At 55.2% G+C, this 14,228-nt stretch carries 9 protein-coding genes and 2 tRNA genes; 3 read left to right on the forward strand and 8 right to left on the reverse strand.

The window, feature by feature from the left end; genetic code table 11:
* Window positions 1-462: 462 nt before the first annotated feature.
* The 3 genes from Q1Q75_RS05490 to Q1Q75_RS05500 all read right to left on the reverse strand — a co-directional run bounded on the left by Q1Q75_RS05490 (window position 463) and on the right by Q1Q75_RS05500 (window position 7,508).
* Window positions 463-4,842, reverse strand: a complete 4,380-nt coding sequence (locus Q1Q75_RS05490; RefSeq protein WP_300668171.1) for a hypothetical protein — start codon at window positions 4,840-4,842, stop codon at window positions 463-465.
* 3 nt (window positions 4,843-4,845) lie between these two features.
* The gene (locus Q1Q75_RS05495) at window positions 4,846-5,610 is read right to left on the reverse strand and encodes a hypothetical protein (RefSeq protein ID WP_300668172.1); all 765 of its coding nucleotides are present in this window, start codon (window positions 5,608-5,610) and stop codon (window positions 4,846-4,848) included.
* A gap of 335 nt (window positions 5,611-5,945) precedes the next feature.
* Window positions 5,946-7,508 (reverse strand): hypothetical protein, encoded by a 1,563-nt coding sequence (locus Q1Q75_RS05500; RefSeq protein ID WP_300668173.1) that lies wholly within the window; start codon window positions 7,506-7,508, stop codon window positions 5,946-5,948.
* 520 nt (window positions 7,509-8,028) lie between these two features.
* Between Q1Q75_RS05500 and Q1Q75_RS05505 the strand changes: the two genes are divergently transcribed.
* The gene (locus Q1Q75_RS05505) at window positions 8,029-8,532 is read left to right on the forward strand and encodes an SWIM zinc finger family protein (RefSeq protein WP_300668174.1); all 504 of its coding nucleotides are present in this window, start codon (window positions 8,029-8,031) and stop codon (window positions 8,530-8,532) included.
* A 99-nt stretch (window positions 8,533-8,631) separates the two neighbouring features.
* Here the strand turns inward: Q1Q75_RS05505 and ychF are convergent, their stop codons facing one another.
* The 5 genes from ychF to Q1Q75_RS05530 form a co-directional block, all read right to left on the reverse strand.
* Window positions 8,632-9,741: a redox-regulated ATPase YchF gene (ychF, locus tag Q1Q75_RS05510; protein WP_300668175.1), complete on the reverse strand. Its 1,110-nt coding sequence runs from the start codon at window positions 9,739-9,741 to the stop codon at window positions 8,632-8,634.
* Between the two features lie 83 nt (window positions 9,742-9,824).
* Window positions 9,825-10,718, reverse strand: coding sequence for a glutamate--tRNA ligase family protein (locus Q1Q75_RS05515; protein ID WP_300668176.1), 894 nt, complete (start codon window positions 10,716-10,718; stop codon window positions 9,825-9,827).
* Window positions 10,719-10,960: 242 nt separating this feature from the next.
* A tRNA-Met gene (locus Q1Q75_RS05520) sits at window positions 10,961-11,037 on the reverse strand.
* Between the two features lie 813 nt (window positions 11,038-11,850).
* A tRNA-Met gene (locus tag Q1Q75_RS05525) sits at window positions 11,851-11,927 on the reverse strand.
* Between the two features lie 916 nt (window positions 11,928-12,843).
* Window positions 12,844-13,185 (reverse strand): rhodanese-like domain-containing protein, encoded by a 342-nt coding sequence (locus Q1Q75_RS05530; protein WP_300668177.1) that lies wholly within the window; start codon window positions 13,183-13,185, stop codon window positions 12,844-12,846.
* A gap of 384 nt (window positions 13,186-13,569) precedes the next feature.
* Between Q1Q75_RS05530 and Q1Q75_RS05535 the strand changes: the two genes are divergently transcribed.
* Together Q1Q75_RS05535 and Q1Q75_RS05540 are read left to right on the forward strand one after the other, a co-directional pair.
* Window positions 13,570-13,749, forward strand: a complete 180-nt coding sequence (locus tag Q1Q75_RS05535) for a hypothetical protein (RefSeq protein ID WP_300668178.1) — start codon at window positions 13,570-13,572, stop codon at window positions 13,747-13,749.
* 17 nt (window positions 13,750-13,766) lie between these two features.
* Entirely contained in the window at window positions 13,767-13,931 is a 165-nt protein-coding gene (locus Q1Q75_RS05540; RefSeq protein WP_300668179.1) for a hypothetical protein, read from the forward strand.
* The last annotated feature ends 297 nt before the right edge of the window (window positions 13,932-14,228 follow it).

Below are 14,228 nucleotides of genomic sequence, written 5' to 3' on the forward strand. Positions count from 1 at the left end.
GTTGTATCGTCGCACCCGACCTCGTTCCTAAGCTCCGCTTGGGAATGCCCCTCGGAGGCTCCGCCTCCATGGTGGATGACGCGACAACCTGTAAATCAATGCTCACACTTTCGTATCACAAACCAGGAAGGCAGAGCCTTGCACACACCACACTCAGGCGGAGCCTGGGAGCGAGAAAAAGAACCAGTGAATGATGCCACACACCCATTCTATTCATCCCAACGAGCGTCATCTCCCCGCCGGTATCGCGTAAATGCCGCGGCGGAGCACGGCGCGCCCGGGATGGCGTCGTGGCGCCCTCATGGTTTAAGCCTCAGGCGGTTTTGTTTTCGGGCGCGCCGTCCCACACCCTCGTCTTCCTAAAGTGTCATTACGGTTTGCCCTGAGGAACGAAGGGCAAATCGCAATGGCTAACAGCTTTCGAGGTGGCTCACCTCGCCGCCGGAGGCTGCTTTTCTGCCCTTAATTATCCACCGCCTCCACGTTCTGCTCCACCACTTCCAGGCAGGTATAATGGGTGTTGTCGATGCGCAGGCGCCGATCGCTTTTCCGAATGGCGACGCGGTGTTCAAAGAGGCCCAGGGATTCCCGGTCATTGATGCCGGTGAAATAAACACATTGAATGCCCATGGCTTCGGCCACTTTAAGCTGGGCGTCGAGGAAATCAGAACGGTTGCAGACGCCTAAGGGGTTATCGGCAATCAGAAAGGCCGGGATAAGATCTTCTTTTTTATTTCGTCTTCTCTGGCGCATGGAGGTGAGAAGGGAATAGAGAAGAACGGCTGTGGTGAGTGCTTCTCCGCCGGAGCCCAGGTCTTTGCCCACCTGCTCGTAGTGGCGGCCGCTGTCATCACATTTAAGGAGGCGCACGCCAAAGTGGGCTTTGCCGGAGGCGGCACGCAGAAGCCGATAGAGAAGCTCAGCCCCCAGAACGTTGCCTGCCTTGGGGTTTACTTCGGGCATGCGACCCTGGGCGATGAGTTCATGCAGCCAATGGTCCAGGGTGGACCGAAAAATCTCGTCATGGCGCATGAACTCCAGGCGGGATCCGCTTTTCAGGATCGCGTTGCCCCCATAGATATAGACCTCCTCGGGCATGGTCACCTTGGTTGCGGCCTGAAGCTTCTGGTGGCACTCTTTGGCATGCTCCAACATCTTATCAATCAGACTTTTCACAAACTTCTCGGAGCGGGCCAGATCGCTTTCAATATTTTTGGCGAGGTGATTGCACTGATCGATAAAATCAGCACTTTGGTTCCCTAACGTCTCGGCATCATGACGCCGCAGCGCGTCCACAATGGTGGGAAGGCGCTGTTGGAGCATCTCATCACGCAATTCGGTCTGAAGCCGATCAAAGGCACTGCCCATGGTACGGCGATGCGTGTTCACATCACTGTCTGCCTTGGCGGCCTCTGCCAGGCACTCATCAACCAGGGTCAAAAAAGAACCCGTGGGGGCGGTCCCTTCAAATCCCACCAGATCCGGCCACCCGAGACGCGGGGAGATCTCATCCCAGAGCGGCTCATGGAGTTTCACCTGGGCTGTACCCACGGCAAGGTCTCTGGCCCAGGCGGCCATGGCGTCAAGCTGGGCTTTCAACTCGGGAATTTTCGCATCCAGGCGCTCCACCATCTCACGAAGCTGGCTCACCTCCAGGGTGAAACCATCCAGCAGGGCAGAGGCCTCTCGGGATGCCAGATCATCTTCTGTCACGGTGGGCTGAACGCCTCGCTTAATCAGGAGTTTTAACCTCTCCTGATGATTTTCAAGCTTGCGGTAGCCTTCGTCTAATTTTGCGGAAAAACGTCCTTTATTCTCCATGGCGTCTTCGATACTTGCCAGGAGTTCGGCGCTGCGATCGTCTCTTTCGCCCTTGCCCTTCCGCGACAGGCTGAGGGCCTGGCTCACATCAAAGGCGGTCTCCTTCCGACAGCGTTCCAGCTCATTTGCCACCTTCTGGAGTTCGTTGCGCTGCCGCTGAAGGGTCTCGGTCAGGGTGGCGATCCCCAACTCCCCGGCCATCTGACGCTCCAGGGAGCAGGCTTCATGGTAAAGGGATTCCAGGCTCTCCAGATCATAGGTAAGAGCCTCTTCGCGTTTTGCCTCTTCAAGAGGCGTCTCACCGGAGAGGGGAATATGACCGCCTTTTTCATCCAGAGATTTAAGCTCCGATCGTTTTTCGGCCAGGGCTTCCAAGAGCGCCTGGGCCTCACCATCAAACGCCTGGAGCCTCTCGGCCATCTCGGCCAGGGTCCGGGTTAAGGTAAGCGCTTCCTGCTCTTTGGCCTGATGCGCCTCGCGCCATGTGGCAAGGGCGCCATACTGCCCCAGCCACCCGGTCACCTGCTTCAACTGCTCAACAAAGCGCCCCCTCGTCTCCACCAGGGTGCTCAATTCTTTTTCCAGCGGTTCCTGGCATCCATGCAGTCGGGTTCGCTCTGCCGACATCTTTGCCTTTTCTTCCTCAAGGCGGGCCACCTGCTCCCGGCTCTCCTCCCCTCGTCGGGATAAAGCCTCCACGGCCGATGGATCCGGGTAGAGGCGCTGGTAATCTGCAAGGGAACGCTGCACCCCTTCAAGCACTTTCAAGCGTTGCCCCACCTGTTCTGCCACCTCAACCCGCTGAAGGATCTCTGCGTTCACCGTCTCCAATCGCCTGGCAAGGTGCTCTGCGCTGTAGACCGACGGATCATCCGGTGCGATGACGTGGGGAACCCTCACCTCGACCTCACTCAGCTCACACGGAGTGGAGATCACCACCGGACGGCACAGCCACTCCGGAACGGCCAGGGCCAGCACCTTTTCAATCACCGCGTCCGAGGCGGCCATAAGACCGGTAAATCGCCCGGGATCTTTGTTCAAATAAGCAGCAAGGGTCGATGGATCCTCATGCAGGGCCGTGAGGTATTCCGGAAATATTTTAAGCTCTGAGCGCGTCACCCCCAGCTCCAGATAGTGCTCCAGAAGCCTTCGCGTCTCTTCATCCACGGCAAGGGTCCCCATGGATTCCAGTCGATCTCGTTCCGCTTCAAGGCCCATCAGGGCCATGGCCCCTGCATGGACCTTCTCACCTTGACGCGAGACCGCTTCCCGAACCCGGGTCCCGAGATCGAGATGGGTGGGATCAAAATCCATGGCACCGGCCAGGGTTGCCAGGTCGGGGTCTGCCTGAAGCGTTTTTCTCGCCTCGGCCTCGGCCTGCACCTCACGCCCGGCCTGTTCACAGGCCATCTCGCCTTTAATCAGCAGGCGCTGATGTCCCTGGGCCTGCGTTTCAAGGGCATCAAGGGAGCCTTTCAGCTCGTTGAGTTGAGCCAAGGCGGCGTCTTTGCGGGAGACCATCTCAGCCAGACTTTCATTCAAGCGCGTTTTGGCCTCTACCGGGGTCTCCTGCCCCTCCAGCCCCAGGGACCGAAGCGCCTCCTCGCCGTTATCGATCATCGTGGCATGGCGCGTAATCTCGGTGCGAACGCCCTTCAGTGTCTCCTCCAGCGTCTGGGCCTCTTCCCGCCCCCGGACCTGCGCGGCCGAAAGAACCCGTTTCTGCTCCTCAAGGGTCGTTAACTGCAGACGCCGGACTCGTTGCTCCTCTTCAAGGCGCACATGATACTGGGCAGCCCGCAGCTCAATCTGTTCACGGATGGGGATAAGCTCGGCCCCCTTGGTGGAGAGCACCTTCTCTCCGTCTTTGATCTCCGCCTCGGTTTTGCGCTTCACCGCCATAAACTCGGCAGCCTTCAACGCGGCCTGCTCTGCCTTCCCGCGTTCCAGGAGAATAGCGTTTTCTTCGACCCGCTGCTGGCAGGCCTTCACCTCGTCGCCCATCACCCGGGCCTCGACCTGCAGGATATTCGCCTTGACCAGATCCTGACTGCGCAGTGTCTTTGCCTTGTCGTTGTGCGTCGCCTCCAGGGCGGCCTCGGCTTCGGCCACTTTTTTCCTGTTGGCCCTGCCGGAAAGCAGAAGCAGATGGTGGGCCTCACCCAGATGACGCTGGACCTCCTTGACCTTGTCCCGTGCGCTGCGCCACTTTCCCCCCATGGTATCAAAGGAGGCGATGCGCTCCTTTAAGGACCAGAGGCTCTTGAGCTGCGCTTTTTTTTCAGGCCGACTCGCCATCTTCTCCATGGATTGCTCCACGGCCGATCGAAGGCCCACGGCCTCGTCCATGTCCGTGACGCAGCCCAGAAAGAAGCTCATAAACTCCTCTTCGGTCTTGAACTTAAAGGCGTCTTTAATCCCCCCTTCGGTCCGGGCGAAATCGACCTGACGGTCCATGAGCCAGGGGTCTAACCCCATAAGCGTCAAAAGCCCCTCCCACTCTACCTGGGAGGAGGTGCTGTCCACATGGGGGGCGATAAAATCCCGCACCGCCTTGCGCGATTCGTCGCCATTGACCAGCCCCTCCCACCGCTTTCGCAGGGTGTCGAAGAATGCATGGTCATGGGCTCTAAAAAACAAGCGTTCCACCTTCCCGGCGTCATGCTTGTCCCGCATCATCAGCTGCCCCACCACCACCCGATCTTCAGGCTCGGCCTCGAACAGGGTGGGTTCCAGGGTCGTTACCAGCTCCAGCATCACCACGGCGGGCCGTCCCGGAATCAAATACTGCTCAAGGGTTTTGTCTCCGCCGGACTGAAGATGCTGGACAAATCGTCGCTTGGCCGGGCTGAAGACACTTAGCAGAAAAGAGAGGAGCGTGGTTTTGCAGGAGCCGTTGGGAGCAAAAAGCACCCCATGATCGGCCCGTTCGCCCTCTTTGCAGATGGGAAAATAGCCGTTTTGGATAATGTTCTCACCGGCGACCACATCACTGATAAAAAATCTACTGAGTCGATACATCGTTTACGCCTCCCCCTCTTCTGCGACGGGCTCATCGCTGTAGCTTGACACCACATCTCGAAACGCATGAAAGGCGTACACCGTGGCCAGCTTCATGGCGGTCTGATAGGTGGGGGTGGGACGGTACTCCCACTCCCCTTCGTGTTCTTCAAATTTCAACAGATACCCAGTCTCCACGATATGATCCAAGACCCGAATGATCATCTCCACCCAGCTGTGTCCCCCGCCCACCCTCTTGCTGTCCGGGTTGGCCTCGGGCAATTCACGAAACCGCTGGGCGGCGGTCCGTACCTGGGGATGCACAATGTCATCATCGGCGGGCAGATCCTTCTCAACGCAGACAAACCGGCGTAAAATCTCCACCACATCCTCCACCATCACCACCCCCAGATCCTCTACGGGTGCGTCCAGATCAGCCTCGGTGGGAAAAAAAGCGGTGGCTATGGCGCAATGCACGCAAAGCAGCTCAGCCGCTTTCAGCTCGTTACGAGCCAGAAGCTTGCCGTACTCGGTCAGGGTCGGGGCAAACAGGCTCCCTGAATGACGGGCGGCAAGCCGCAACCCGCTCTCCTCTACTTCTAAAAGGTGAAGATCCATGGCCTTAAGCCCCTCGATCACCATCAATTGAAAGGACTCTTCAGCCTGAAACCTCTGGATCAACTCCGTGGCTTCACGCTGGTGCTGGCTCACAAGGCTCTTTCGCCCATTGCTGTGCGCCACACCCAGATAAATAAGCCGATTCACCTGATAAATATCGTCCATGTCCATATCATCGCCCTCTTTAAAACATTGAGCTGAATTTTATTTAAAACGCCAGTTAGGGCCAAAAGCGTGCCTCCGGCGGCAAGGTGAGCCACCTTGAAAGCAGGTAGCAAGTGCCATTTATCCCTCGTACCTCGGGCCAAATGGCACTCGCATTTTATTGATATCGGCCTGGGTCGTCGTTTAAACCGCGACCTTAAAAAAGCCAGAAAAATACGAGCCGAAACGGATCAAGGTCCCGGTATCGTTCACCACGGGCGCAGCCCGTCAGCGAATGGGATCGACCTGAGGAACGAGGGTCGGAGCATTCGCGACCCTGCTTTCGAGGTGGCTCACCTCGCTCACCTCGCTGTCCCCACCTTCCGGTAGGGAACCAGGGTCAGGTTGTGTCCCCTGTAGCGCCTTCCACCGGGCAGGTCCATGGTGAAACTCTGGCCGGGATCGACCAGAAGCACCTGGACACCAAACCGCTCTGCAATACGCGGATCCACCAGGCACTGGAACACGCCCATGGCGATGGCCACGGGGAGAAGCGTCGCCTCCTCAGCCCCTTTCGCTGCCTCCGTAAACAACTCGGACAGCTGTACCACCCCATCTTTGTGCACGGAGGTGCCAAGACGCTCAAAAGCGCAGGCCATGAGTTCGTCCGTGAGCTCCGACTGATAGGTCTCGATGGGAACCCCATCGATCTCTTGAACAGCCTGACCCTTTCCCCCTTCGGGGTTTTGTCGATCCAGGGCCCGCTCGATGGCATCGATAATGGAGGCCGGATCAAAAAGCAGAGGCCGGACAGGCGGATCAAAACGGGAGATAAACTCACGGCCGAGCTGCGCGGCGTCCTCTTCGCCCATACCACAGACTCGCTTCAGGATCTCTTCAGGCGGTGGAATCACACCCAGGGAAGAGCGCCGAAACAGCTTATGGCTGTTGGCATGGTAATCATCGGGGAGGCGTTGCAGCTCTCCCACGAGCTCCATCTGGCGTCCGTTCAAGGTCTTCAGCTGGGCACCCAGGTGCAGAAGCTTGGCCTCCAGATCCTCATCTTCGGTCTCTTGAAGATTCTCCGAAACAAGATGCTGAAGCCGGTGGCTCTCCTGTTGAATCTGAAGGGCCTGGTGGGTCCCTTCGTCGGCCATGTCGTTGAGCCGTTCAAAATCCACCGCCTGGATATTTCTCTGGATGGACCTTCGCGTGTTGCGAATGTCGTGGGATTTTCTCAGGCACTGCTTCTGATTCTGCTCGGCAACGGCGATGGCGTCGTCCACGTTGCCCCGCTCAATGAACATCTTGATCCTCAGGTTGCCGATGGCCGTGGCATCCAGGGCGCTGGTTTCGTGGAGGCCGAAATAAGCGGCATATCCCTCGTCGGTCAAGGTAAAAAGGGTGGTCTTGCCCTGCCCGGTATACACGGCCTTGACCAACCAGAATTTCCGGGTTTCAAACTGCTGCTTTGCGCCGTCGAAATAAGGGTACTCGAAAGGGAGATAGCGGTTGCTTCGATTGATCAGGTGATCAAAAATCTTATTCAGCACCTCATAAAGATCGGCTTCCGAAGGATCAATCCCGCTGGCTTTCCCCTGTGTTTCCACGGCAGGAAACACCTTTTCAAGGACCTCTGTACGGCTGGCACCCACATGGTATTCGGAGAGTTCCGAGACGGAATCCAGAATCGCAAAGGCAATCCACATAAGATCAAGGACATCCCAGGCCCGGTTTTTATCCTCGTCGGATCGAAACCGCCGCATCTCCAATTCATAAATGGGCCGCATGATCAACCCGGAATGGACCACCCGCGTCACATCGGTCGCCTGGCTCCGAAAGCCTTCCGGCATCCGGGAAGACTCGGGAACCGGTTCCGGTGTCAGGGTTTTATCCATATGTTCAAACAACACCTCTGTTGTCATGTGTCACTCCAAGGTCCATGGATCCATTAAAGATTTTTTTTAACACATAAAATATCGTTCAACACGCCGCACAAAAAGCCATGAGAATCAGTAAAAACAGACGGCACCCCGCCATCTCTCCGCTGCCATTCATCAAACGCCTTGCGAGGCCATCAAAAATAACACAAAAAGGACCCTTATCGGGACTTTTTTAAGGGGGCTGTTTTTTTTAGAGGAATCTTAAGATCAGGGGCAGATCGGGACGGCATCGTGCGCACATGCCCCCGGCCCACAAAAATGATCCACAGGGGAAAAACCTCTTTTTAATGGATCTCGAAACACGGTTGTTGCCGGAATCAAACAGCCATAGTATTCTTTCCCAGACGTTTCATACCGCCCTCCCTCGGTCAAGAACGCTTTGTTCTCCGGGCCTGGGATATGAACATTTTATTTGGCTTCATAGACGACTCAAACACCCCTGAGGCGAAGCACCTTGGGCGTTCATCGTCATTGATTGATCTTTTTTGGAGGGCTCCACCTTATGTCCCATCACCCCAATCCTTTTCGCAACCTCACCTTGGATGATATTGACGCCTGGATCGAAGACCCCGCCGCCAAAGCAGGAAAAAAGATCCATCGCCAGGGAAACGTCATCGATCTTTCCCTCACCGAAGATGGGGATCTCCTGGCCTGGGTGGAAGGATCTCCGCGTCACGCCGTCATGATCTTTTTTGAGGATCAAACCCTCACTTCGGTCTGCTCATGCCCCAAAGGGGGAGCCTGTGAGCACGCCGCAGCCGCTGCGTTCGAGTATATCAGCCTGAACTCAAAAAAAATAAAGCTCCCCATTGCCACCGAGAACGACGAGCGACTGAACCTGCTCAATGACATGAACCTTGAGGTGTCGGGAGCCGAAGACTATCTCCAGCAGCTGTCTCGAGACCAGCTCCTCGACCTGATCCTTGACCTGGCCGACGAGTTCCCGGACGTGGACGAAGAGCTTGCCTTTCGTTCCCAGGAATCATTTGACAGTGAAGTGATTTAGAGGCAGGCAGAAGGGAAATGACTCGAATAGAGCCGAAGGGATAAAACGGAAAAGCGCTGCCTCCGGCAAAGACGCCGGAAGCAGCGATAGGCGCATGACTTAAACGTTGAAACGGAAATGGAGGACCTCTCCGTCCTTCACCTCGTACTCCTTGCCCTCCACTCGCAGCTTGCCCTTCTCTTTGAGGGCGGCCTCGGTCTTGTACTCGAACAATTCTTCGCAGTGATAGACTTCCGCACGAATAAAACCACGCTCAAAATCGGAGTGAATCACGCCTGCTGCCTGGGGTGCCTTGGCCCCCTTGGGAAAGGTCCAGGCTCGGACCTCTTTCTCGCCTGCGGTGAAATAGGTCTGAAGTCCCAGCATGGTGTAACCTTCACGGATAAGGCGGTCAAGGCCTGACTCCTCAAGGCCGGCGTCCTCCAGAAAGGCCTTTTTCTCCTCCTCATCATCCATCTCGGAAATCTCGGATTCAAACTTGCCGCAGATCACCACCACACCGGAAGCATCTTTTTTGGCAAACTCTCGCACCTGGGCGACGTAATCGTTCTCCCCGCCAAAATCGTCTTCGCCCACGTTGCAGCAGTAAAGCTGCTTTTTCAGGGTGATCAGGTGAAGGTCGGAGATGAGGTCTTCTTCGCGTTCATCGAAGCCAAGACTCCGCGCGGGCTCACCCTCCTCCAAGGCCGCCACCAGCCTTGTCAACAGGGGCTCCACCGCCTTGGCATTGCCGGAGATTACCTTATCCTGGGACTTGAGGAGCTTGGGCAGACCGGTCAGGCGTTTTTGAACCGACTCCAGATCCGCAAGGGCCAATTCGATGCTGATGGTCTCCATATCGCTGAGGGGGTCCACCCTGCCTTCCACATGGACCACATCGTCGTCGTCAAAGCATCGCACCACATGAATAATGGCCCCCACCTGACGGATGTGCCCGAGAAACTGGTTACCGAGCCCCTCCCCTTTGGAAGCGCCCCGCACAAGCCCCGCGATGTCGACAAACTCCACCACCGCCGGAATCACCTTCTGGGGGGGGATCAACTCCGTAATGCGATTCATGCGCGCATCGGGCACCGCCACAATCCCCACGTTGGGCTCGATGGTGCAAAAGGGGTAGTTGGCCGCCTCGGCAGGTGCAGAGGTCAGGGCAGAAAAAAGAGTGGATTTACCGACGTTGGGCAGGCCAACAATACCGCAGTTCAATTGCATGGGTCACAAAACTCCTTATAAAATAAAAAAAGAAAGCCCAACCAACCAGGCTTTCTCATCGATTCAATACCTCACCACTCTCTTCAGAGGGATGTTCTGCAGATCAGGTCCTGGGGCGAATCCACGGACTCCGGGTCCAACCCCAGAAACAGGGCGGCTCTTTTCCAGACCTTGGCCGGAGCAACCCCGGCCTCGCGCATATCCTTCAGGGCATAAGCCCCCCGGGACTTCGACAGTTTTTCGCCAGCCTCACCCAGGACCAGACCGTGATGAACAAAGGTGCAACGCCCGAAGGTCTCCATCCCAAAAAGATCGGCCAGGTAGAGTTGGGCGGCCGTCGAGGGCAAAAGGTCCTCACCCCGAACGATGAAATTGACCTGCATCGCTTCGTCTTCCAGGAGGCTGGCAAACTGGTATGCCGGTTGATCGTCTTTGCGCCAGACCAGAAAGTCGCCAAAAGATTGCGACAGATTCACGGCATGGCCGTCCACACGAATCACCGTGCCATCTGGCACCTGAACCCGCATGGCTGTTTCCCCGGGAATCAGCGCATGATGACGGTTACGACAGGTCCCGGGGTAGAGCCCGTCGGGTGCCCTCTTTTTGATCTCACTTCGGGAGCACGCACAGGCAAAAAGTTTTCCCGTCTTCTGCCTCAAGCGATCGAGCTCACGGCGGTAGAAACCACGTCTTTTCTGGAGGGAAAAATGGCGGTGAAAGGCATCCGGCCCCGTGGGTCCGGTATCCCAGTCCAACCCCAACCACTCCAGAGATTCGAAAATATCGACTAAGACCTCATCTCGAAAACGGATCCCGTCCATGTCATCGATTCGAAGGTGCAAAGCGCCTCCCCGGCTTCGAACCAGGGCCCAGGTCACGAGAAAATTCACCGCGTTACCCATGTGCAGGTAACCGCTGGGCGTTGGCGCAATGCGCGACACCGGTTTTTCAGGTATTCCCGTCCGATCCAAAGGCATGACATCCCTATCCAAAAAAAGACCTTCGTATTCCACCTGTCAAAGTGAAGTTCATTAAAACGCACCTTCATATCACTGTTTTTATTCTATGTCCAATGCAGGATTGAATGGGGATGGATCGTGAAGGGCAAATAATGAACCGTGAAGAGAACAGGGCTGGAAAATTAGAACCGGCGAGACGATCGGGCACTCAATAAAAAAGGCCCGGAAGATTTCTCTTCTGGGCCTTTGTATTTTTTGATTGGTAGCGGGAAGTGGATTTGAACCACTGACCTTCGGGTTATGAGCCCGACGAGCTACCAGACTGCTCCATCCCGCATCAACGAAGGGCACACTACATGGGGGGCGGATGGATGTCAATGGAAAAACAAAAGCGTTCTTGGTTCTTTGTTCTTCGTGCTTGGTTCAAGGAATTCGCTCCGCTCATGGCTATTAGTGGGTAGTGAGTGGGGCGGCGTTGCCGCTGGAAAAGAAAAAACCATGGTAACGATTCAGCTCCTGTGAAATCAAAAGAGGTTTGATGGCCACAGGTGTGAAAAAATGGTGCGAAGCATATTCTACAGGGGTGACGCGTAACGGGCAACCGACGGTGCGTGGGCGTGAGGGTAGGGTGTGCTTGCGCACCGCGGATTAACCGTACCGGCCAGGAAAACCCATGCACAGCTCTCCCCCGCATCGCCCAGAAATAACCACCGGTGTTGGTTTTTCAAGCCAAGGGTATGCAAGCACTCTCTACGGGGGTGACGCGTAACGGGTAACCGACGGTGTGGGGGACGTGCGGGTAGGGTGTGCTTGCGCACCGCGGGTTAACCGTATCGGTCAGGAAAACCCATGCACGGTTCTCCCCTGCATCGCCCAGAAATAACCACAAACGTTGGTTTATCAAGCCAATGATGCGCAAGCAAACCCGGGGCGATGCGTTGCCGACGCTATGGTGGATATTAAGGGAGGGTGCCGCATGGCTTCAAGGATTGCGTGGAACCGCATGCCACGTGAAAGGAAAACAAAGGCGTTCGTGGTTCTTGAATCAAGGGATGAAAAGCCTGAAACGAAGAACCAAGCACGAAGAACGTTTTTAATAAACAAAAAAAGGCCCGGAAGATTTCTCTTCTGGGCCTTTGTATTTTTTAATTGGTAGCGGGAAGTGGATTTGAACCACTGACCTTCGGGTTATGAGCCCGACGAGCTACCAGACTGCTCCATCCCGCATCAACGAAGGGCACACTACATGGAGGGCTGAGGGATGTCAATGGAAAAACAAAAGCGTTCGTGGCTATTAGTGAATAGTGAGTGGGGAGTGGAGCGGCGTTGCCGCTGGAAAAGAAAAAACCGTGGTAACGATTCAGCTTCTGTTAAATCAAAAAAGGTGCGCAAGCACTCTTTGCAGGGGTGACGCGTAACGGGTAACCGACAGTGTGGGGGGGCGTGAGGGTAGGGTGTGCTTGCGCACCGCGGGTTAACCGTATCGGCCAGGCAAACCCATGCACGGCTCTCCCCCGCATCGCCCAGAAATAACCACAAGCGTTGGTTTATCAAGCCAATGATACGCAAGCAAACCCGGGGCGATGCGTTGCCGACGGTATGACGGATATTAAGGGAGGGGGGCGCATGGCTTCAAGGATTGCGTGGAACCGCATGCCACGTGAAAGGGAAACAAAGGCGTTCGTGGTTCTTTGGTCTTCGTGCCTGGTTCGAGAGATGAAAAGCCTAAAAACATGAACCACGAAAGGCACGAACAGAGAACAACTGCAAAAAAAAGGGGGACCAAAGAGGCCAAAGCACCTAACCCGAAATGTAAGGGTGTCCCTTCATTCGCCGCAGATAAACGCAGAGGGGAAAAAGCGGATGAAGCGTGATGACAAGGGGTGGGTTTTTGGCTCCTATCCCTTTTTCGTGTGGTTCGTGGTCATCCCTTCGTTTTTTGATTTTTGTCCAATACCGCAATTCTGAAGCGCCGCACTCCAGTGCGGCTTTTTTTGTCATGATGAAGCGTAGCGACTCCTCGAACGAAGAACCAAGAACCAAGCACGAAGAACAATTTTTAACCTTTTGCCTCTTGCCATTCCCCTTTAGCCTTTACCCTTTAGCCTATCGCCTATCGCCTATCGCCTATCGCCTCTTGCCTTTAGCCTTTAGCCTCCCCCTCCCCCTCCCCCTCCCACCCCACGATGCCCCCCTCAACATTGTACACATCAATAAACCCCTTTGCCGCCAGGATGCGCGATGCCAGCTTGCTTCGGTTGCCACATCGGCAATAAACCAGAACGGTTTTTCCCTTGCCCAATTCACCGGACCGTTTACCGGTTTGAAGCAAGGGTATATGAACAGAGCCCTTGATATGCCCCTGGGCATATTCAGAGGGTTCCCTCACGTCCAGGAGAATCCATCCTGCCTCGGCACCCATCATCTCCTTGGCCCTGAGCGACGTGATGGATTTCACCGGCGAAAAAAACTTCAACCATTTCATCGTTTGTCCTTTCGGTTTTCTAACATTTACAAAATCAGTATCAGCCCCCTCACCGATGCGAACCGCACAAATAAGGAGAACATGAGCGTCCATGCGAAAATCCCGTCGCATCATGGCAGACAATGCCACACACGACATGTTCAAATTCAAAAACACCGACATGCAAAAAAACTCTCTCAGAATCTCATACCGATTCATTCATATTTTATCAACGAATGATCTATGTCGTTTTCTGTTAAAATATATCTATAAAAAGCAAAAATGTCAGTACCTGTTCAGCTTATGCCTCCGGCGGCCCTGCCGGGAGCTAAACTTTTGAAAAGTTTAACAAACGGGTCTTAAATACATATTTCAGATTTACGTAGACCCAAATGCGGATGTTATTTGACCCGAGAAATCCGCCTATCTATCGGCATCACGATAAACAGTCGCACCGGACACCTCTTTGATCCCCGGTTTGGCCGGTACGCCACCCCGGATCAAAGCCATGACACCCCAGACGCGCCCAAGCCCTCTACCAACGCCGGACAGAGCCAGCCGACCCTCACCTTTATACCCACATGAAACCGACGGGGGCCGCCATGAAAGAGGCCCTGGGAGTCCACGCCCGCTTCTACCTCGAGCAGATCTGGGAACATGCTCTCATACCTAAACCCCTTCTCATAGCCCGGATATTTCACGAGTTGGGTGCGCTCATAGGCAAGGCATCAGAGCTGAAGATGCAGTGGTTTACCTCAAAGCTTTGATAACGCGGCAGATGAGTGCACCCGGCTCGCCCGAGGGGTGAGAAAATCAAACAGAATACCGTGGATTACATTTTACATTTTTGAAACGGCTGAAAATATTACCGTAAAGAACTGTAATTATATGTTACTCCTTAGTTCTGGTTGTTTTCTCATGAAATATCCGGGTTAGGACTGAACAGCTTCGGACTGCCCCTAGCGAAGGAATGAAAGAAATAAGGTGGGAATCAAATTTTGTTCTGGACGGCGATTCTGGAGCGCCGCACTCCGGTGCGGCTTTTTTATTATGGCGAAGCGCAG

The organism is Desulfoluna sp. (assembly GCF_030145185.1).
Taxonomy (GTDB): domain Bacteria; phylum Desulfobacterota; class Desulfobacteria; order Desulfobacterales; family Desulfolunaceae; genus Desulfoluna.

Bases quoted from the DNA above. Each gene is read 5' to 3' on its own strand.
- Q1Q75_RS05490 (WP_300668171.1), bottom strand. From the start codon at position 4,842: ATGTATCGACTCAGTAGATTTTTTATCAGTGATGTGGTCGCCGGTGAG.
- Q1Q75_RS05495 (WP_300668172.1), bottom strand. From the start codon at position 5,610: ATGGACATGGACGATATTTATCAGGTGAATCGGCTTATTTATCTGGGT.
- Q1Q75_RS05500 (WP_300668173.1), bottom strand. From the start codon at position 7,508: ATGACAACAGAGGTGTTGTTTGAACATATGGATAAAACCCTGACACCG.
- Q1Q75_RS05505 (WP_300668174.1), top strand. From the start codon at position 8,029: ATGTCCCATCACCCCAATCCTTTTCGCAACCTCACCTTGGATGATATT.
- ychF (WP_300668175.1), bottom strand. From the start codon at position 9,741: ATGCAATTGAACTGCGGTATTGTTGGCCTGCCCAACGTCGGTAAATCC.
- Q1Q75_RS05515 (WP_300668176.1), bottom strand. From the start codon at position 10,718: ATGCCTTTGGATCGGACGGGAATACCTGAAAAACCGGTGTCGCGCATT.
- Q1Q75_RS05530 (WP_300668177.1), bottom strand. From the start codon at position 13,185: ATGAAATGGTTGAAGTTTTTTTCGCCGGTGAAATCCATCACGTCGCTC.
- Q1Q75_RS05540 (WP_300668179.1), top strand. From the start codon at position 13,767: ATGAAAGAGGCCCTGGGAGTCCACGCCCGCTTCTACCTCGAGCAGATC.